Annotated in this window: 14 protein-coding genes; 7 read left to right on the top strand and 7 right to left on the bottom strand. The window is 65.9% G+C overall.

All coding sequences use genetic code 11. The annotated features are described in order from the left end of the window. Positions 1-228: 228 nt before the first annotated feature. Together ACP691_RS02245 and ACP691_RS02240 are read right to left on the bottom strand one after the other, a co-directional pair. Entirely contained in the window at positions 229-5,850 is a 5,622-nt protein-coding gene (locus ACP691_RS02245) for a filamentous hemagglutinin N-terminal domain-containing protein (RefSeq protein WP_426149881.1), read from the bottom strand. A gap of 221 nt (positions 5,851-6,071) precedes the next feature. Beyond that, entirely contained in the window at positions 6,072-7,757 is a 1,686-nt protein-coding gene (locus tag ACP691_RS02240) for a ShlB/FhaC/HecB family hemolysin secretion/activation protein (protein WP_426150200.1), read from the bottom strand. Positions 7,758-8,078: 321 nt separating this feature from the next. Between ACP691_RS02240 and ACP691_RS02235 the strand changes: the two genes are divergently transcribed. After that, positions 8,079-8,990, top strand: a complete 912-nt coding sequence (locus ACP691_RS02235; protein ID WP_426149880.1) for a DMT family transporter — start codon at positions 8,079-8,081, stop codon at positions 8,988-8,990. Between the two features lie 24 nt (positions 8,991-9,014). On the opposite strand, the gene ACP691_RS02230 is transcribed toward ACP691_RS02235, so the two are convergent. Further along, positions 9,015-10,424, bottom strand: coding sequence for a PLP-dependent aminotransferase family protein (locus tag ACP691_RS02230; protein WP_426149879.1), 1,410 nt, complete (start codon positions 10,422-10,424; stop codon positions 9,015-9,017). Between the two features lie 189 nt (positions 10,425-10,613). Here ACP691_RS02230 and ACP691_RS02225 point away from each other — a divergent pair, with 189 nt between their 5' ends. From ACP691_RS02225 to ACP691_RS02215, 3 genes are all read left to right on the top strand, one after another. Beyond that, on the top strand, positions 10,614-11,540 hold the full coding sequence (locus ACP691_RS02225) for a LysR substrate-binding domain-containing protein (RefSeq protein ID WP_426149878.1): 927 nt from the start codon (positions 10,614-10,616) through the stop codon (positions 11,538-11,540). Between the two features lie 103 nt (positions 11,541-11,643). Further along, complete coding sequence (locus ACP691_RS02220; RefSeq protein WP_426149877.1) at positions 11,644-13,008, top strand: amidohydrolase family protein; 1,365 nt, start codon at positions 11,644-11,646, stop codon at positions 13,006-13,008. After that, positions 13,005-13,439 (top strand): GlcG/HbpS family heme-binding protein, encoded by a 435-nt coding sequence (locus ACP691_RS02215; protein ID WP_426149876.1) that lies wholly within the window; start codon positions 13,005-13,007, stop codon positions 13,437-13,439. Before ACP691_RS02220 ends, ACP691_RS02215 begins: the two co-directional genes overlap by 4 nt. 51 nt (positions 13,440-13,490) lie before the next feature. Here the strand turns inward: ACP691_RS02215 and ACP691_RS02210 are convergent, their stop codons facing one another. Then, the gene (locus ACP691_RS02210; protein WP_426149875.1) at positions 13,491-14,447 is read right to left on the bottom strand and encodes a LysR family transcriptional regulator; all 957 of its coding nucleotides are present in this window, start codon (positions 14,445-14,447) and stop codon (positions 13,491-13,493) included. Positions 14,448-14,626: 179 nt separating this feature from the next. Here ACP691_RS02210 and ACP691_RS02205 point away from each other — a divergent pair, with 179 nt between their 5' ends. Further along, positions 14,627-15,028 (top strand): hypothetical protein, encoded by a 402-nt coding sequence (locus ACP691_RS02205; protein ID WP_426149874.1) that lies wholly within the window; start codon positions 14,627-14,629, stop codon positions 15,026-15,028. A 1-nt stretch (position 15,029) separates the two neighbouring features. On the opposite strand, the gene ACP691_RS02200 is transcribed toward ACP691_RS02205, so the two are convergent. Further along, positions 15,030-16,187, bottom strand: a complete 1,158-nt coding sequence (locus ACP691_RS02200; protein WP_426149873.1) for a phospholipase D-like domain-containing protein — start codon at positions 16,185-16,187, stop codon at positions 15,030-15,032. 229 nt (positions 16,188-16,416) lie between these two features. Here ACP691_RS02200 and ACP691_RS02195 point away from each other — a divergent pair, with 229 nt between their 5' ends. Both ACP691_RS02195 and ACP691_RS02190 read left to right on the top strand, forming a co-directional pair. Continuing rightward, positions 16,417-17,169 (top strand): GNAT family N-acetyltransferase, encoded by a 753-nt coding sequence (locus ACP691_RS02195; protein WP_426149872.1) that lies wholly within the window; start codon positions 16,417-16,419, stop codon positions 17,167-17,169. Next, entirely contained in the window at positions 17,166-17,927 is a 762-nt protein-coding gene (locus ACP691_RS02190; RefSeq protein WP_426149871.1) for a lysophospholipid acyltransferase family protein, read from the top strand. Before ACP691_RS02195 ends, ACP691_RS02190 begins: the two co-directional genes overlap by 4 nt. Here the strand turns inward: ACP691_RS02190 and ACP691_RS02185 are convergent. Continuing rightward, a complete protein-coding gene (locus tag ACP691_RS02185; protein WP_426149870.1) occupies positions 17,924-18,505 on the bottom strand; it encodes an ACP phosphodiesterase in 582 nt (193 codons plus the stop codon). The two genes, ACP691_RS02190 and ACP691_RS02185, sit on opposite strands and share 4 nt — an antisense overlap. Before the next feature lie 8 nt (positions 18,506-18,513). After that, complete coding sequence (locus ACP691_RS02180) at positions 18,514-19,356, bottom strand: ATPase (protein WP_426149869.1); 843 nt, start codon at positions 19,354-19,356, stop codon at positions 18,514-18,516. Between the last annotated feature and the right edge of the window lie 57 nt (positions 19,357-19,413).

The following is a 19,413-nucleotide window of genomic DNA, read 5'->3' as shown; positions in this document are numbered from 1 at the left end:
GGAGCATTCGGTCCAGACGGGCTTCCACACCCGGCCACCACATTTATGTGGCGACAGCGCATTATACGTAATGGATGGCTGCTATCAAGACCAAGGCAACCCTGATTGCGCGGCGCTGCCCACATAACTCTATTATACGAAGTAATGCCGAAGCACTATTGTTATACAAGCCCACATACCCTGACCAAGTATTCACCTCCAATAATTAGCGCCTTGTGCCTAGTTGCGTTAGCCGCAGTATCGATCCAAATTCAAAACTATAGAATCCCTACTGGAACAATCCCATATCAGCCAAAGCAACCGCCAACGCCAACTGCAGGTCTGCCCTGACCATCGCGTCGATGGCCTGACCACGGTCTGCTGGTTCACCTGCTTCACATCGATGTGCAAGCCGTTCACCGCATTGATGGCCAGGGCGCCCTTGGCCATGAGTTCGCTTTGCTGGAGGGTTTCGTCGGTGTTGCCTTTGCCCTTGGCGCTGGTCCAGGCCAGGCTGCTACTGCTCTTGGTGTGGCTCTCCTGGTGCAGGTCCTTGACGCCTTCGAAGGTGATGGCGCCGCCGCTGTTGAGGGTCAGGTCCTGGCCGCTATCGAGCTTGGCGGCCTGGTAGGTTTGATCGCCACCGCTGACCAGCAGCAGGTCGCCGCCGGTCTTGATCTCGCTGCCGAGGTTGGTGACTTGGGTGACTTCGTCGTGCTTGGTTTTCTTGCTGCCGAAGCTGCCCTTGGATTTTTTGTCGTACAGCGCGCCCTGGCCCTGGACCGCGCCCTGGCTGTTGGCCAGGCGGGCGGCGTTGAGTTGCACGGCCGCGTTTTGGCTGTAGATCAAGCCATCGGCGCTGTTGAGCAGGTCGCCGCTGGCGGCGATCACCAGGCGGTCGCTGGCCGCGACCGTGCCACGGTTGCGGTTGTCCAGGCTGCCGGTGTTCAGGGTCATCAGGCGCTGGCTAACCAGTTGCCCGCCCTGGTTCACCACCTGGCTACTGCGTACCAACTGCAAGGGGCCAGCGCTGGCCAGTTTGCCGTTGCTGTTGGTCAGGGCGCCAAGCAGGTCGAGGGTGACCGCGCCTTGGCTGCTGAAGGTGCCGCCGCTGTTGTCCAGGGTGGTGCCGGTGAAGCTCAGGGCCTGTTGGGCGCTGAGGTTGCCGGCGGCGTTGCCGAGGGCGTCGGCGCTGAGTGTCAGGGCGGCGCCGCTGTCGATCTGGCCGTTCTGGCTGTTGTCCAGTAGGCCTTGGATGGCCAGGGTTTGCCCGGCGCCGCTGGAAAGGATACCGCCGCGGTTGTCGAGGCTGGCGCTGCTCACGCTGAGGGCCTGCTGGCTGACCAGGGCGCCGCCGTTACCGTTGAGCAGCGCGCCGCTGAGCGCGGTGGAGAGGTTGCCGGCGCGGCTGGAAAGCGTGCCGTTGTTGCGGTTGTCCAGGGTGCCGCCGGTGACGGTCAGGCCTTGCCAGCCGGAGATCAGGCCATTGCGGTTGTTCAGGCTGGCGGCGTTGAGGTTCAGTTGCTCGTTACTGATGACCTTGCCGTTGCTGTTGTCCAGGGCAGCGGTTCGCAAGGTAAAGCCGAGGGCGCTGGACACTTCGCCGCCCTGGTTGTTGACCGTGCCCAAGTGGTCAAGCGCCAGGGGGCCTTTGGCGGTAATCAGCCCGTCGCGGTTATTCAGGTCGGCGCCGTTGAGGTCTAGGCTCAGCCCGGCGTTGCCCAGCAGGCGGCCGCCGGCTTGAGTGAGGCCGTGCAGGGCCAGGGTCATGTCGCCCTTGGCGGACACTTCGCCGCCGTTGCGGGTGTCCAGCTGGTCGGCGGTCAGGCTCAGGGTGCCTTGGCTGTTGATCAGGCCACCGTCACCCGTATTCAACGCGCCGGTGGTGAGGGCCAGGGCGCTGTTTCCCAGCACCTGCCCGGCCTGGTTGTTCAAGCTGCCCGCCGTCAGGCTCAGGGCCTGGGTGGCGTTGAGCAGGCCGTTGTCGCGGTTGCTGAGCAGGCCAGTGACGTTCAGTTGCAGGGCGCCTCGGCTGGTGAGGGTGCCGGCGCTGTTGTCCAGGGTGTCGGCGCTGGCCTCTACGCTGGCCGCGGCGATCATGCCCTTGACGTTGTTCAAGGCCTGGGCGATGCGCAGGGTCAGGCCTTGGTTACTCAGTAGCTTGCCGCCGCTGTTGTCCAGGCGTTGGGCAGCGAGCGTGAAGGCTTGGGCGCTGGAAAGCTCGCCGCCCTGATTCCGCACTTCGTTGAGGTGTTGCAGGAGCAAGGCGCCGGGTGCGTTGATCAGGCCGCCCTGGTTGTTGAGCAGGCCGTTGTTGAGGTCCAGGGTAAGCGCGGCGTTGCTGAACAGCTGGCCGTTGCGTTGGTCCAGCCCGGTCACGCTGGCCACCAGGGCCTGGGCGCTGCCGATGCTGCCGCCGTCGCGGTTGCTGAGTTGCGCGGCGGTGAGGGTCAGGCGGTCGCCACTGCTTATGCGCCCGGCCTGGCTGTTGTCGAAATCGCCCGTGGTGATGGCCAGCGCGCCCTTGCTGCTGAGCGTGCCCTGGTCGCGGTTGAGGAGGCTGGCGCTGCGCAGGGCCAGGGTGCCGTCGGTGACCATGCGGCCACCGCTGTTGTCCATCGCACCCTCAGTGTCGAGGGTCAGCGCATCGGCGCTGGAGACTTGGCCGCCGGTATTGGCCAGGCTGCCGGCCCGCACGCTCAAGGTGCCTTCACTGCTGAGCAGGCCCTGGGTGTTGTCGAGCGCATCGGCAAGGTCGATGTTCAGGGCCGCCAGGCTGGCCAGCGCGCCGCCGGTGTTGTCCAGCCGGCCGCCGTTGAGGCTGAGGCCGGCCTTGCCCGACAGCAGCCCATTGTTGCGGTTGGTGAGTTCATCCACCGTCAGGGCGAGGGTCTGTTGCGCCAGTACCTTGCCGCTGTCGCTGTTATCCAGGCGCTGGCCGGTGAGGGCAATCGCGCCCTGGCTGGACAGCTCGCCGCCACGGTTGTCCACATCGGTCACGGCCAGGGTCAGGCCTTGGGTAGCGCCGACCAGGCCGTTGGCGCGGTTATCCAGAGCCTCGCCAGTCAGGCTCAGCGCCCCTTGCGCCACCAGTTGCCCGCCCTGCTGTCGCAACTGCCGGACACGGGCAGTGAGGTTGCCCTTGCTGGAGACTTGGCCCTGGCTGTTGTCCAGGGTGGCGGCTTCGAGCAACAGGTCGCCATCGGCGATGAGCGCGCCGCGCTGGTTGATCATGCCGTTGCGCACCACCAGGGTGGCGTCGTCACGGCTGCTGAGCAGGCCGTCGGTGCTGTCCAGGCTATCGGCGGTCAGGTCCAGGCCGTTGGCGGCCACGGCGCCTTTGAGGTTGTTCATCACCTCCCCAATGCGCAGGGTCAGGCGCCCGTCGCTCAGCAGCTTGCCGCCGCTGTTGTCCAGTTGCCGGGCGGCCAGGGTAAAGCCCTGGTTGCTCGACAGCTCGCCGCCCTGGTTGTTGAAGGTATCCAAGTTGTTGAGCACCAGCGCACCGGGCGCATTGATCAGGCCGCCCTGGTTATTGAGCACGCCATTGTTGAGGTCCAGGCCAAGCGCGCGCTTGCTGAACAATTGCCCGCCCTGTTGATCCAGGCCGGTCAGGTTGGCGCTCAGGGCCAAGGCGCTGGCGATGCGGCCGGCGTCCTGGTTGGTCACCTGCCCCGCGTTGAGGGTCAGCGTGTCGCTGCTGGTCAGTCGCCCGCCGTGGCTGTTGTCCAGGGCGCCGGTCGCTACCCGGGTGGCGCCTTTGCCGGAGATAAGGCCGTTGTTGCGGTTATCCAGGCTGGCGCTGGTGAGGCTGAGCGCGGCGTCGGTGGTGATGGTGCCACCCTGGTTATCCAGGGCGCCCGTGGCGTTGAGCATCAATGCCGCGGCGCTGGAGAAGCTGCCCGCAGCGTTGCCTACACTGCCGGCAGTCACGCTGAGCGCGGCTTCGCTGCTGATCACGCCGGCGGTGTTGTCCAGCTGTTCGCTCAGGGCCAGCACCGCGCCGTTCTGCCCGGCCAGCGTGCCCTGGCCGTTGTCGAGCCGCTGGCCGTCAAGGCGCAGGGTGTCGCCGAACAACAGCCCTTTGTTCCGGTTGATGACCTGCGTGGCTTTTAGCTCCAGCCCGGCCCCTGCCAATACCTTGCCGCCGTCGCTGTTGTCCAGTTGCTGGCCGGTAAGGTTTACGCCCAGCTGGCTGGACAGCTCGCCCCCGCGGTTGTCGATGCGCTCAACGTCGAGTTTCAGCGCTTTTGTAGCGCCTACCAAACCGCCCGCGCGGTTATCCAGCCGGGTGCCGGTGAGGGCCAGGCTGCCTTGGGCAACCAATTCGCCGCCTTGCTGTTCGAGGCTGCCGACGGTGGCGGTGAGGTCGCCCTGGCTGGCGATACGGCCCGCGCCATTGAGCACTTGGTCGAGGTTCAGGCGCAGCGGGCCGCTGGCGGTGAGCAAGCCGCCCTGGTTGTTAAGCTGCTGGCCGACCAGCTCGAGCCCGGCCCGGCTGGTGATAGCGCCTTGCTGGCTGTTATCCAGGCTAGCGGCGTTCACCACTAGCCCTTGCCCCGCGTCCAGCAGGCCGCCCTGGTTGTCCACGGCCCCGGCGGCTTGAAGGTTCAGGCGCTGATCAGCGGTGACCTGGCCATTGCGGTTACTTACCCGCCCGGCGGTGACTTGGCCGCTGCCCGCGGCCGCCAGTTCGCCGTTGTCATTGAGTACCTGGTCGGCCCGCACGCCCAGCGCGGCCTGGCTCAACACACGCCCGCCCTGGCGGTTATCCAAGGTGCCAGCGGTGACTTGGGTGCCTGCCTGGCTGTGGAGCGTACCGCCTTGGTTGTTCAGGGTCTGGCTAACAGCGGCAGTGAGCGCACGGCTGGCGGTAATGCTGCCGGTGTTACGCAGGCTGCTGGCGGTGACGGCCACATCCCCGCTGGCGTTGCGGCTGTTGTCGGCATTCACGCCCGCCTCGATCACGCCGCTGTTGCTCAGTTGCCCACCACTTTCCAGGCGAACGCTGTCACGCGCCGCCAGGTTGCCACGGTTGGCCAGGTCGCCTGTGGTGCTCGCCGTCACGGACGTACCGTACACCGGCCCGCTCGCGTCGAGGCTGGCGGCCTTCACATTCACCGCCCCGCTGGCCGCCGTCTGCGCCAGGGTCAGCTGCCCGTTGGCATCGATCTGAATATCCCCACCGCTGGCGGCCAGGTTCCCGGCAAGTTTCACCCCTACCCCGGCTTCGGTGCCCACCAGCTTGATGGCGCCGGCGTACATGCCACCCAGCGCCGAGCTGTCGATGGCGACGCTGGGCTTGGCGCTGCCGTCATCGGCGAGGGCCGTGGGGTTGAGGGTTTGGGCGTCGACCTTGTTGCGGCCGGCCACCACGGCCAGCTGCCTGGCGTTGATCTGCCCATTGATCTGGGCGGCGCGGGTGATGATCTCGAACTGGTCGACCGTGCTGGCGTCCAGCCCTTGGCCTTCGACGGTGACCTGGCCGCCGTCCACCTGGAAATGATCGAGGCGGCCGCTGTCCAGCACCGGCTTGCCGGTGGTGAGGGTGGCGCGCGGGGTGTTGATGAAGCCGCAGCCGTCGCAGGTCACGCCGTAGGGGTTGGCCACGATCACCCGCGCCGCCTGCCCGGCCACTTCGGTGTAGCCCTTGAGCTGGCTGGCGTTGGCGCCTACCACCTCGTTGAGGATGGTGCCGGCGGCGGTGCCGTTGAGGTTGGGGTTGCCGACGATGATCCCGCCCAGTTGGGTGCTCTGGGTGCGGCCGGTGGCGTTGTTGAGGATGACGCCTTCCTGGCCCACGTTGTACTGCTGGTACTGGTTGTGGGACAGGCCGCTGGCGTTGGGCGCGGCGATGTTGACGATGGGCACGCCATTGCCCGCCTGGCCGAGGCTGGTCTGGGTGCCGCCGCTGACGGCGATGCCCTCGGCCTGGGCCCAGATGGGTTGCCAGAAGAGCGCTTGGCCAGGATGAGCGCGATGCCGCGCTTGGGCAGGCCGCAGAAGCGGTCGCGCGGGGCCAGCCGGGCGGAAGGTTGGCGGGCAAGGAAGTTGAACAGGCGCACGTCCATGTCAGGTGTCTCAGGCTGGCGTCAAAGGAAAAGATCGAGGCGGAAATAGACCGGCGACTCGCGCTCGATCAGCCCGGCGGGGCGTTCCAGGGAATGAGCGAAGGTGACGCTGGCGCCCACATGCTGGCCGCGGGCGAAAAACTCGAACGCGTTGCTGCTCAGGCGGCCATGCTCGGCGCCGTTGTAGCGGTCGTTGCGGATCACGCCCTGGTCATAGCCAGCGGCCAGGCCATATTCGGCGAAGGCCGGGCGCAGCCAGTCGAGGGTGACGGAGCGGGTCCAGCGCAGCTCGTTGCGCCAGTAGCCGCCACTGTCGCCGGACAGGAACTGGTCTTTGTAGCCACGCAGCGAAGCAGAGCCGCCCAGGCTCATGCGTTGGGGGCTGAAGAGCACGTCCTCGCTGCGCTGGACGGTGGCCAGGCTGGTGAAGGCCAGGCGCTCGCCCCAGAGGCTGAAGGGTTGCAGGTAGCTGAGCGTGCCGGTGTATTTGCGATAGCGGGCGCTGGCCTCGCCGGGGCCCGGGTCATGCTCGCCCTGGGCACCCAGCGCGCCTATGCCCTGCTGCATGCCCAGGTCCAGGTTGACCAGGCCGGTGCCCATGCGGCGACCATGGTTGATGCCGTATTGCAGTTCGGTCAGGCGATTGCTGCTTAGGGCCAGGCGGCTGCCTTCGATGTAGTTGTCGGTGCGCTGGCTGGCCAGGCCCAGGCTCAGGGCGGTCTTGCTCAGCGCATCGCGGTGGATCACCCGTTCGGCCCGCAGCTGGTGAGTGCGGCTGTCACCGGTTTGCTTGAAGGCGAAGCCGTTGGCGACGGCCTGGGAGCGGTAGTCGCTCTCGCTGTAGGTGTAGCTGAAGGTCCACCAGCCCCAGGGCAGGCTGTAGCCGAGCAGGGTGTTGTGAGAACCGTGGGGGTGGTCGCTCATGGCGTCGTGCCCGCCGCGCAGGGTGAGCTGGTCGGCCAGGCCCAGGGGGTTGTCCCATTCCAGCCCGGCGCTCCATTGTTGTTCGCCGGTGCTGCGCTGGCCGCTGTTGTCCCGGCTCAGGCTGAGGCGCCAGGGCTTTTGCGGGCTGTTCTTGACGCTGACCTCGCTGCCACCCACGGCCTGGCCCGGCCTAAGCTCCATCTGTGCCTGGTTGGACGGCAAGCGGTTGAGCTGGTCCACCATCTGCTCGATTTCCCGCAGGTTGAGCAACGCGCCCTGCCGCCCCGGAAAAGCCATGGTCAGTTCCCGCGCGCTGAAGCCGCTGGCCTCGTCGGCCTTGAGGCGTTCCAGGGTGCCCTCCACCACCAAAACCTGCAGGTGCCCCTTGGAAAGATCCTGCTGGGGCAGGTAGGCGCGACTGGTTACCAGCCCCTTGGCCAGGTAGCGATCGGTGAGGGTCTTGAGGACATCGTTGAGCCCGGCCACGCCGAGGCACTGACCTTCGAAGGGCGCTAGCAGGCGCGCACGCTCGACCGCGCTCAAGGCAGTGGCGCCTTTGAGCTCGATGGTATCGATCTGGAAACAACGGCTGCCCGCCGTCGCGCTGGGCGTAGGGACGGTGGCCTCGCGGCCTGGCAGGTTGCGCAGTTCCTCAAGGCGCTGCTGCTGCTGCTCCAGCAGTTGCTCCTGGCACTGGCGCAGCAGGTCCTGATCCCCAGGGGTCGGGGCGGCGACGGCAGCGATGGGAAGGAGAACGAACAAGACGAAAAGAGAGCGGCGCACAGCGAGGCGAGTCACGAACAGTCCTTGGCGATAGCACTAAGCTATCATTTGTAGCGGAATGCTAATAAACCGTTAATTTGACGTCAAATAAATACCGATATATGGATCCCACTCGGCATTTCTTATCGGCCTGTGATCCGCTCTCTTGAGCGCTTCCGGAGCCTGCGTTGCCTAAGCAGAAGCGGCGTTAACTGTCATGCTCGGCCACCTGCACAGTTCGGCGTTGTCCCGGGCAGTTGTATAGGTACGCCTTGTGAAGCGCGCCTTACCCTGTGTTCAGCGCCTATTACGGGCGCATCGCACTTAGAAGGAACCGCCAGCATGACGCACGCCACCCTAGCGACCTCTCATTCGCCCCAACCGGACGCCCGTAGCCAGGACACCCAGGCGTACCTGCTGGGCCTGGTTTCAGTCGCGGCCTTCGCCATGACGCTGCCCGCGGCCAAGCTGCTCGCGGGCGAGCTGAGCGCTTTGCAGGTGGGGATGTTCCGCTCGGTACTGGCGGCCCTGGCCGCCATCCCCTTTTTGTTGCTGGGCCGAGCGAAGTGGCCTAACCGCGCCCAGGTCAAGCGCATGCTGCTGACCTCCACAGGTATCGTTTACGGGTTTCCGATTCTCACCGCGTTGGGCATGCAGTACGTTCCGGTCAGCCATGGCGGCGTGGTACTGGCGGCGCTGCCCCTGTCCACGGCCATTTTTGGCACCCTGATCACCGGCACTCGGCCATCGACGGCGTTCTGGCTGGTTTCGGGGCTGGGCTTCATGGTAGTGGCCGGCTACATGGTGCTGACGACGTCGTTGTCCGGCCTCTACCTGGGTGACCTGGCCCTGCTGGGCGCGGTATTGCTGGCCGGCTTCGGCTATGCCCAGGGCGGCGCGCTGTCCAAGGAGCTGCCGGGGTGGCAGGTGATGTGCTGGACGCTGGTGGTCAGCCTGCCGGTGCTGCTGCCGGCCAGCCTCTGGCTGTACACCGCCGCCACCCCAGCCCAGCTCAGCGGCCAGGGCCTGGGGGCCTTGCTGTTTCTGGCGCTGATCAACTCCCTGCTGGGGTTCTTTTCCTGGAACCGTGCGCTGGCGCTCGGCGGCATCCAGCGGATCAGCCAGCTGCAGCTGCTGCAGCCGTTCTTTACTTTCCTCTTCGCCATCGCCCTGATGGGTGAAAACTGGAACTGGAGCACTCCGGCGGTGTGCGCTGTAGTTATCCTGCTGGTGTGGCTGGCCAAGCGCTGTTGACCCAAGCGCTTTTGCAGGCTGCCGTCAGGTGACACGGGCCAGCGCCAACTGTGCCTGGAGGAAGGCCTTGAAGGCCGGCGCGTTGCAGTAGGCCACGTTGAAACGCAGATGCCGGTCATAGTGCCGGCCATGGCTGAACAGCGACCCGGGCGCCAGGAAGATGCCAGCATGGTGGGCTTGTTCGATCACACCCGGCAGGTCGAGGTGATCGGGCATCCGGCCCCAGAGAAAAAGCCCGTCGGGGCTTCGGTCATCGAAGATCACCCCGGCCTTGCTCAGCCACTGGCGCGCCGTGGCCCGCGCGCGCATCACGCGCTGGTTGAGCGTGATCAGGTGCTGCTGATAGCGGCCGGCGTGCAGGGTATCGGTCACCAGGGTTTCATCGATGGCCGAGCCGCACAGCAGGTCACACATTTTTTCTTCCACCAAGCCTTCGACCCAGGCAGCCGGTGCCACCAGGTAACCCACGCGCAAGGCAGGGCTCAGTACCTTGCTGAAGCTGCTGACATAGAAGCTGCGGCGCAGGCCGTCCAGGCTGGCCAGGCGCGGGGTGGACTGGGAGGCCAGCGGCCCGTAGACGTCGTCTTCCACCACGTGGAAGTCGTAGCGCTCGGCCAGGGACACGATACGCTGGGCCTTGCTCGGCGAAGTGCTGCCGCCGGTGGGGTTGTGCACCAGGGTCTGGGTAAGGAACAGCCGCGGTCGATAACGGGCCACCGCCGTTTCGAAGGCGTCCATGTCTGGCCCGTCGCGCAGGCGCGGCACGGTGATGAGGTTGAAGCCAGGCTGCTTGATCGACTTTAGCTGCAGCAGCAGGTAACTGGGGTCCTCGGCCAGCAGGTAGTCCCCTTCCCGCAGCACGACCTTGCGGATCATGGACAGGGCGTGGGTCGCGCCCAGGGTCATCACCACCTGCTGGCTGCTGGCGTCGATATGCAGGTCGCGCAGTTTGCGGGCGATGGCCCCGCGCAGCTCATCGCTGCCGGCGGCTGGAGCAGGCCTGCTGCCGGCCAGCGCGTTACGCACCAACCGCCCGGTAACCGTGGGCGGCACGGCGTCGGCCAGCCAGTCGGGCGGCAAGTAGCCGGCGCTTACCGGCAATTCATACCGGACAGGGTCCAGGGCGCGATAGAGAAAGTGGCCTTGCACATTCGCCGGACCTACGGCTTCATCCATCTGGCCAATAGGCTCATCGCTTCTCACCGGCAACACGAAATACCCCGCGCCCGGGCGAGCCTCTATGACCTGCCGGGCCGCCAGCCCCTCATAGGCGCTGGCCACGGTGAACACGCTCACGCCCAGTTGTCGGGCCAGTGCCCGCACCGAGGGCAGGCGCGACCCTTGCACCCAGTGGAAGGTCTCGATACCGCCAAGGATGCCCTGGCGAACCTGGTCTACCAGCAGTGTCTTGCTGTCGCGGTCAATCTGGAACATTGCGTGTCCTTGCTGGCGGGCCAGCGATCCCAGGGCTATGGGCGGCCCTTTCCTTGCGCCATGCCAGGCATTGGAGCAGCAATCACACTCACGCGCCAGCCCGCCGCCTGTACCCCGGCCCTTGACGAAGCCGCCCCCAGCCCGCAACGTATCGGCCAAATAACTACAACAACCCACAGGCACCGTGCCATGCGATTCCACCACCTGGACCTGAACCTCCTGGTCGCGCTCGACGTATTGCTCGAAGAATGCAATATCACCCGCTCCGCCGAACGCCTGCACATGACGCAGTCCGCCACCAGTGGCGTGCTGGGCCGCCTGCGCGAATACTTCGATGACGAACTGCTGGTGCAGGTCGGGCGCAAGATGCAGCCCACCCCCTATGCCTTGCAGTTGGCCGAGCCGGTGCGCGAGGTGCTGCTCAAGATCCGCTCGTCGATCACCAGCAAGCCGGTGTTCGACCCGGCCACCAGCAAGCGGCACTTTCGCCTGGTGACGTCCGACTACCTGATCAGCGTGCTCTTTTCCAATGTGCTGCAAAAGCTGCACAAGCAGGCGCCGAACATTACCTTCGAGATGCTCAGCCCTGGGGATAACTCCGGCGAGCTGCTGGCCCGTGGCGAAATCGACCTGATGATCGTGCCTGAGCGCTACATCCTGCCGGAGCATCCGTCGCGGCTGTTGTTCGAGGAAGAGCATGTGTGCGTAGTGTGGGCCGGCAACGATCATGTGGGCGACCACCTCACCCTGGAGCAATACCTGAGCCTGGGTCATGTGTCGGTCGGCTTCGGGCGCACGCGCCATCTGAGCATCGAGGACTGGTTCATGGCCCAATACGGCGTGAGCCGGCGCATGGAAGTGATCACCAATGACTTCAATACCCTGGCGCGCCTGGTGGTCGGCACCAACCGGGTGGCGACCATGCACAGCCGCCTGGCGCGCCTGCAGGCCGAGCACCTGCCGCTGCGCCTGCTGCCGCCGCCGGTGAAGATCCCGGTGATGGGCGAATACATGCTCTGGCACCGCACACTCGAAGGCGACCCGATGCATGCCTGGCTGCGCGACCAGATCAGCCTGGCCATCGGCGACCTGGAACAGGAAGCACGCGCCGCCTGAGCTATCGATCGCATCGATGGCTAGCCATCGAAGGGTTTTGCTGTTGGCGCCGGGCGCCGCTGGTTAGGTTGGGCCATCTCCATAACAAGAAAGGGATTGGCCCATGTCCGCCTTGCACCTGCGCTGCCACACTTTGTTCGACAGCATCGACCTCGCCCCTCGCCAAGACCAGACCCTGATTATCGAGAACGGCCTGTTCTCCTACGTAGGGCCTACTGCCGAGGCTCCAGTGGCCCGGCCAGGCGACCAGCGAGTCGAAGGCATCGCGCCCTTCGTGATGCCCGGGCTGGTGGACGTGCATACCCACCTGGCTTTCGGCAACGCCCAGAGCGAAGAAGACATCGATATCTGGACCAGTGATGAATTCCGCGCCCTGCGCGGCATGTTCTTCGCCCGCCATGTGCTGGCCGCCGGGGTCACCAGCATGGTCTGCCCCGGTGACAGCGGCCAGTTGAGCATCTCGGTGCGCAACGCCATCAACGCAGGCTTGTTCGAGGGCCCGCGGGTGGCTGCCAGCAGCCGCGTCATCACCAACCGGCAGAGCCTGAACGACTGGTTCCCCAGCCGGGTGGGCGCGCCCGAGTACTTCACCGCCCGCCTGGTCACCAGCCGCAGTGAGGCCATTGCGGAGATTCGCACCCAGGCCAAGGATGGGGTGGACCTGATCAAGATCGCCATGGACGGCACCCATCGCCGGCCCAATGGCGAGATCATCGCCGCCTTCACCGCCGACGAAACCCGGGAGATGGTCGAGGAAGCCCACCGGCTGGGCTGCAAGGTGGCTACCCATGCCTATGGCCGCGAAGCGGTAATGTATGCCGCCAAGGCGGGCGTGGACCTGATCTTCCATGCGTTCTACATGGACGATGGCTGCATCGAGGCCATGCTCGAAAGCGGCAGCATCCTGGCCCCCACCATGACCTTCCCGCAGAACACGGTGGACTTCTGCCAGCCCCACGACCCGGCCATCACCACGGGCTATGCCGGCTATTGCAAGCGCACCCTGGAAGTGGGCAGCGCGGTGCTGCGCCGGGCCAAGGCGGCCGGGGTGCCCTTCGCCTGTGGTAGCGACAGCGGCTTCGCGGTCACCCCTTATGGCGAATGGCATGGGCGCGAGGCTGAACTCTTGGTCAGCCGCCTGGGCTTCACCCCGGCCGAAGCCCTGCACGCGGCCACGGCCGTGGGCGCGCGCTGCATGCCGCGCGGCGATACCCTGGGCACCCTTGCCGTTGGCCAGCAGGCTGACTTGCTGATCTTCGAAGCCTCTCCGCTGGAGGATATGCGCCGCCTGATCGACCGCGACTGCCTGCGCGCCGTGTACAAGGGAGGCAAGCCGGTGAGCCTGGAGCGCACGGCCTACAACCCCAAGCAGGTATCGGACTTCAACTCCCTGAAGTGGACCGACCTCTACACCCGCGACCGTGTGCAAGCCCTGGCCACCCTCAAAGACGGAGCGGTGCGCGCATGAGCCTGTTGGATCTGGATACGGCGCTGACTCTCGCCCAACGCGCCATCGCCGAAGGTGTGGCCCTGGGTTATCAACCGCTGGCCGCGGCGGTGCTGGATCGCCACGGCCATCCCCTGGCCGTGTTGCGCCACCCTGACGCCAGCTTTCTGCGCCCGCAGATCGCGACGGCGAAGGCGCGTGGTTGCGTCGGCATGGGCTTTGGCGGTCGTGAGCTGGCCCGCCGCGCCCAGGCGGTACCCAGTTTCTTCGATGCCGTGAACAGCCTCACCGGCGGCCAGGTGGTACCGGTGGCTGGCGGCGTGCTGATTCGCGACTCCGGGGGGGGCCTGCTCGGGGCTTTAGGTATTAGTGGTGACACCTCCGATAACGACGAGCGCTGCGCGCTCGCCGCTATCGAAGCCGCCAACCTGGTGGCCGATACCGGCGCCTGATTGACGCGGCGGTTGCAGCCCGCCTTGGCGACGACCGGGCACGGCGCGGTGTCAGGCCAGGTCGCGGCCGAGGCCGGCTGCTACGGCGGATACCGGCCGCGCCAGCTCACTCAAAACCCCGCGCAACCACGCCAGCGCAGGGTCGCTGTCCTGATAGGGATGCCACTGCATCACCTGCAAGGCGCGGGGAAAGTCCACCGGTGCCGGCCACAGGCGCAAGGGGTAGCGCTGGGCCAATTGCTCGGCCTGGCGGCAAAACAGCGTGGCGATACGCTCAGTGCCCACGATGAACTCCGGCATCAGCGCAAAGCTTTCCAGGCTCACCGCTACCTGCCGGGTCAGGCCAATGTCCCGCAGGTGCGCGCTATCCATTCCCTGGGAACGCCCGTCGGCGAAAGCCCGCACTACATGTTCGGCCGCCTGGTACTGCGCCAGGCCAAGGCCCTGAGTGTAACTTTGCGCGCCGGACCAAACCGCGCAACACCAATGGTCTTCAAGCACAGGCGCCAGCGGAAATTCCGGGTTATGCCGGCGCTCCGGCACTATCACCAGGTCACAACGGCGGTATTCCAGGGCCTCGCCGACCACGTCCTGTTCACGAGGCGGTGGTAGGTCGCGCAGGCTCAGACGTACCTTAGGCGCCGTTTGCGCGAGGCGCCGAGCCAGGGCAGGCATCAGCACGGCGATTACGTAGTCCGACGCTGCCAAGGTGAAGGTGCGCTCACAGGCGGCCGGCTCGAAGGCGCTGGGCTCGTCAAGCAGCTCGCGGGCCAAGGCCAGGGTTTGCCGCACCTTGGGTAACAGCAGCAGTGCCTTGGCGGTAGGTTCCAGGCGGCGGCCCACCTGCACCAGCAGAGGGTCCTGGAAATGCTCGCGCAACCTTGCCAGCGCCGCGCTGGTGGCGGACTGGCCCAAGTGCAGGCGCTCGGCCGCGCGGCTGACGCTGCATTCACTGAGCAAGGCATCGAAGGCGATCAGTAGGTTCAGGTCAAGGCGGCGCAGGCGCATAGTGGTTCGTTTCGGCAGGTGGTGGCTGAGAGTAGCCGATGGAAACGGCCGAGGGACAGCTGCCCGGCCCGGGCCTTTGAAAAGATGTGGATTATTCGGTGGGCCCCTGGCAAGGTGAGCCCGACCCGTCGCCGGACGCGCCAAAGCGGCCCGGGCGGCCAGCCTTCAGGAGGGTGCTCATGAACCGGATCATTGACGCCTCAGCGTTGGCGAGCCTGGCAGCCAGGGCCTGCAGCGGCGCTGCATGTGGTTGCCTCAAGCACGACCTCAGGGGCTGGGCCCACTGGCCCGTCGGCTATCGGGAGGAAGATTTCCGGAAGATCGGCACGCTCCAGCTGAAACCCGTCGAAGACTGCACCCTGGATGAATACCATCCTCAGGCGACCATCTACTGGTCTGCCGAGGCGCCCATCGCCCCGGCCTACTATCCTTACAACCAGTCCTCGGTGTGGGAATGCGTTCATTGCCAACGCGCCTACCTGCGCCACGATGACGATGGCGCCTACCATGTGGCGCCTCGTATCAGGCTGGTTCAAGCAGGCCTGGTCGTGGAAGCCGACCCAGCCCAGGGTGCGCCCTGACTCAACCGCGGCTATCGAGCAGGTTGGCCACCAGCCGATCGAGCCAGCCCCATAGCCGTTGCTTGGCTCGGCGCCATAGGGGCCTGGCTTTCCATTGTTCATGGGTGATTTCAGCGCTCTTGGCGAAATCCGCCTCGAAGCTCGCCAGCACGGCCGCGGTAAGGGTGGGGTCCAGGGCCTCGATGTTCGCTTCGAGGTTAAAGCGCAGGTTCCAGTGATCGAAGTTGCAAGAGCCGATACTCACCCAGTCGTCGACGATCACCATCTTCAGATGCATGAAGCAGGGCTGATACTCGAAGATCTTCACGCCAGCGCGCAGCAGCTTGGGGTAATACCGGTGGCCGGCGTAACGCACCGACGGGTGGTCCGTGCGGGGCCCCGTGAGCAGCAGGCGAACATCCACGCCACGCTGGGCGGCCCGCCGCAGCGAGCGACGCACGCTATAGGTCGGGAGGAAATAGGGTGTGGCCAGCCAGATACGCTCTTGCCCCGCATGCAGTGAACGCACCAGGGAACGAAGGATGTCCCGGTGCTGGCGGGCATCGCAATAGGCCACCCGGCCCAGGCCGTCGCCGCTGGGCGGCCTGCGCGGAACCCTCGGCAAACCGAAATGCGTAGGCGGGCGCCAGGCGGTGCGGCGGTGGTTGGAGCGCCACTGGCGGTCGAACAGCATTTGCCAGTCCGCCACCACCGGCCCCTGGATCTCGACCATCACCTCATGCCATTCACTGACATCGGCTTCGGGCTGCCAGAACTGATCAGTAACGCCGGTGCCGCCCACTACCGCCAGGGCCTGGTCCACCACTAGCAGCTTGCGATGATCGCGAAACAGATTGCGCCCACCTCGCCGCCAGGACACCGGGTTATACAGCCGCAGCTCCACGCCTGCATCCAGCAGGCGCTGGCGCGAAGGCACAGCGAAGGCCAGGCTGCCATAGCCATCGAAAAGGCAGCGTACCCGCACTCCCCGACCCGCCGCGGCCACCAGGGTCTCGACCACCCCATCCGCGCAAGCGCCGGCTTCCACCAGATACAGCTCCAGGTCCACTTGGCGCTGGGCCTGGTCAATGGCGGCCAACATGCGCGGAAAGAACGCCGGGCCGTCGATCAACAGCTCGAAGCGGTTGTCATCACGCCAGGGGAAGACCGGGCCGGCCATGGCTCAGTTGGCCTCAGCAGAGAGAAGGAATCGCACGGATGGGCAGCTCGACATGGAAGTTGGCTTGACTACAGACCACCTTACAGGGCCCAGGTTGCAGGAAATTCCTTCGCACATTCAGCGGTGAGCCTGCCGGGGCCTTCATACAAGCATCACTGAAGCGTAACGGGGCTGACATTGGGCCTGCCTAGCCTGAGCGTGCCGCTTCGGCCATGCTTCGGAGACTGCCATGACCCAGACCTTATCCACGGGCCCGCGCAACCTTTCCCGCCGCCTGCAGGCCGAACATCTGTTCGGCGCCGCCGTCACCGAAGCGCAAGCGCTGCGCTACCGGGTGTTTCGCGAAGCCTTCGACGCCGACCTGGGCGACGCCGAGCGCGGCCTGGACCAAGACCCTTACGATGCCCACTGCCAACACCTGGGCGTGCGAGACCTGAGCACCGGTGCACTGGTGGCCACCACCCGCCTGTTGGACCACCGAGGCGCCCTGCGGCTGGGTGGTTTCTACAGTGAAGGGGCCTTCAGCCTGCACGGACTGGGCGCGCTACGCGGCCCTATCCTGGAGGTAGGCCGCACGTGCGTAGCCCAGGCCTACCGCAACGGTAGCACCATCGCTGTGCTCTGGGCGGAGTTGGCCGAGGTGCTCAACCAAGGCGCGTTCCGCTACCTGATGGGCTGCGCCAGCGTCCCCATGCGTGACGGCGGCGTGCAGGTCGAAGCCGTGATGCGCCGCGTGCGCGAAGGCCATCTATGCGTGGATGACGTTCGCGCGCAGCCACGCTGCCCGGTGCCCGCGCGGGCCCTGGAAGCCAACATCTCGGCGCAAATGCCGCCTCTGCTCAAGGCTTACCTGCGCCTGGGCGCCAAGATCTGCGGCGAGCCCAGCTGGGACCCGGCTTTCCAGTGTGCCGACCTGTTCATCCTGCTCAAGCGTGAACAGCTATGCCCACGTTACGCCCGTCATTTCAAGGCTGTGGTATGAGCCTGTGGCTGCGGCTTGCGCGCCTGTTGCCGGGTTTGCTGCTAGGGGTATGCCTGGCGCTGTTGCTGGCCCTATGCGAGGGCCTGCGCCTGGCCAACCCAGCCCAGCGCCGAGCCCGCTGGACCCAATGCTTTCTGAGCGCCCTCGCCCGGCGCCTGCCTTATGAGTATCGGGTATTCGGCCAGCTGCCGACCAAGCCCATGCTGTGGGTGAGCAACCATGTGTCCTGGGCCGATGTTCTGGTGCTGGGGCAACTCGCGCCTTTGACCTTCCTGGCAAAGGCTGACGTGCGCCAATGGCCCCTGTTGGGCTGGCTGGCCGAGCGGGCGGGCACGCTGTTCATTCGCAGAGGTGGCGGCGAGAGTGCTCCCCTGCGCCTGGGCATGGCGGAGCACCTGCGCCAGGGGGGCTCGGTGCTGGTGTTTCCCGAAGGCACGACCACCGACGGCAGCGGCACCGCCACCTTTCACGCCCGCCTACTGGGCGCGGCCATCGAGGCAGGCGTGGCCGTGCAACCCGTGGCCCTGAAATACCTGCGCGGCGGCCAGCTTGACCCCATCGCCCCATTCATCGGCGAGGACGCGCTCTGGCCACACCTCAAGCGCCTGTTCCGGCACCCAAGGGCGGTGGTGGAAGTGCATCTGCTGCCACCCCTGCCCTGCCAGGGCCAGGACCGTTCCAACCTGGTCCGGCTCGCTCGCCTGGCCATCGAACAGCGCTTGGCGCCGCAGCCAGACGATACCCGGCAAGTGGCTTAGACGGGCGGCTTCCACTGGCTGGCGAAGCTTTGCAGCTGTGGATAGAACGCGCGGAAATCCGCCACCAGGACCGGGTACAACGCTTGCAGCTCTGGAAGCACGCCCAGCAAGCCCTCGGGCCTGGACAACCGCCTTGAGATGCCTTTCAGCACATCGCCGATCACTCGCAGTTCCTGATAAGAGCCTAGCCAATCATTGCGAGCCATCAAGGGTGCGATGGTTGCCAGGCGCCCGGGAAGGTCCGGCGTGCGCAGCAACACCTCATAAGCCCGGCCGGTGAAGACCGACAGGGGCTCGGGGTGGTAATCCCGCCAGTGACGTGCCAGGCAGTGATCGAAGAATACGTCGAGGATTATTCCGGCGTAACGCCGGCGGGCGGCAGGCAAGCGAGCCATGGCGGCCAGCACCAGCGGATGGCTGTCGGTGTAGCGATCGATGGCCCGGTGCAGGCGAATGCCCGCCTCCACCTCGGGCGAAAAACGCCCTGTCACTTCACCTTTGACGAAGTCCCCATACAGGCTGCCAAGCATCTGCTCGGGTCGGGGACCACCAAGGTGAAGGTGAGCGAGGAAGTTCATGAGCCCTGTCATTGCCCCCGGCGGTCGAGCTGCTCCTGCAGATTCTGGATCTGCGCCTGCAGGCCGTTGATATTGCGCGTCGTCTGGCCACGGAAGGCGTCGAATTCGCTGTTGGTCGGGCCGGCGACGGCCGGCGCGGCGCCGTGGTTGTCCTGCTGGGCCTTGAGCACGACCAGGTCCTCCTCGACACGCTCCAGGCGACCGCTCAGGTCGCCTTGCTTCTTCACGGCCGCCAGCTCACTGGCCAGCGCCTTGACCTGAGTTTCCAGGCTCGCCTGGTTCGTCTGGCTGGTCTTGAGGCTGGCAAGGTCCGCGGCCAAGGCTTTGAGCTGGGCCTGGGCCTGTTCACTGACCAGCTGTTGCGCGTTCAGCTGACTGTTGAGTTGCTCCAGGCGCTGGTTGTTGGCGCCCTGCTGGCCACCCGTGGTCTGCTGCTGGCGGCTCAGGTCGTCGAGCCGGGCCTGCAGTTGCCTGACCTGCAACTTGAGGGCCTCGGTGTCTCCCGCCACGGTGGTTTCCCCATCGGCCACCTTGCCACTGATGGCCTGCAGGCGCCCGGCAGCCTCTTCGCTGACCTTGGCGAAGCTTTCCTGGGTGGCGACCAGTTGCTGCTCCATCAGGGATATCTGCTGGAAGCTCCACCAGCCCAGGCCGCCGAGGGCGATGAACAGGGCCAGCACCAACGCCCAGAGAGGGCCTGTCGCCGGCGCCTTGACCTTGACCACCGGCGTGGTGCGCGAATAGACCGCTTCATGTCGGCCCGCGGGCTCCAGGCCCGCATCGTCCTCATCATGGTCACTGGCGGTCAGGCTAGGCAGGTGGTCAAAATCATCTCGGGCGTCTTTGCGCATGGGGTGTTCCGAAGCGGTAACTGGCAAGTGGGCGCGAGTCTATCAGCGCGGCCGGCT

The organism is Pseudomonas sp. DC3200b2 (assembly GCF_049895785.1).
GTDB lineage: Bacteria > Pseudomonadota > Gammaproteobacteria > Pseudomonadales > Pseudomonadaceae > Aquipseudomonas > Aquipseudomonas massiliensis.
This window is presented reverse-complemented; position numbering and strand designations above follow the sequence as displayed.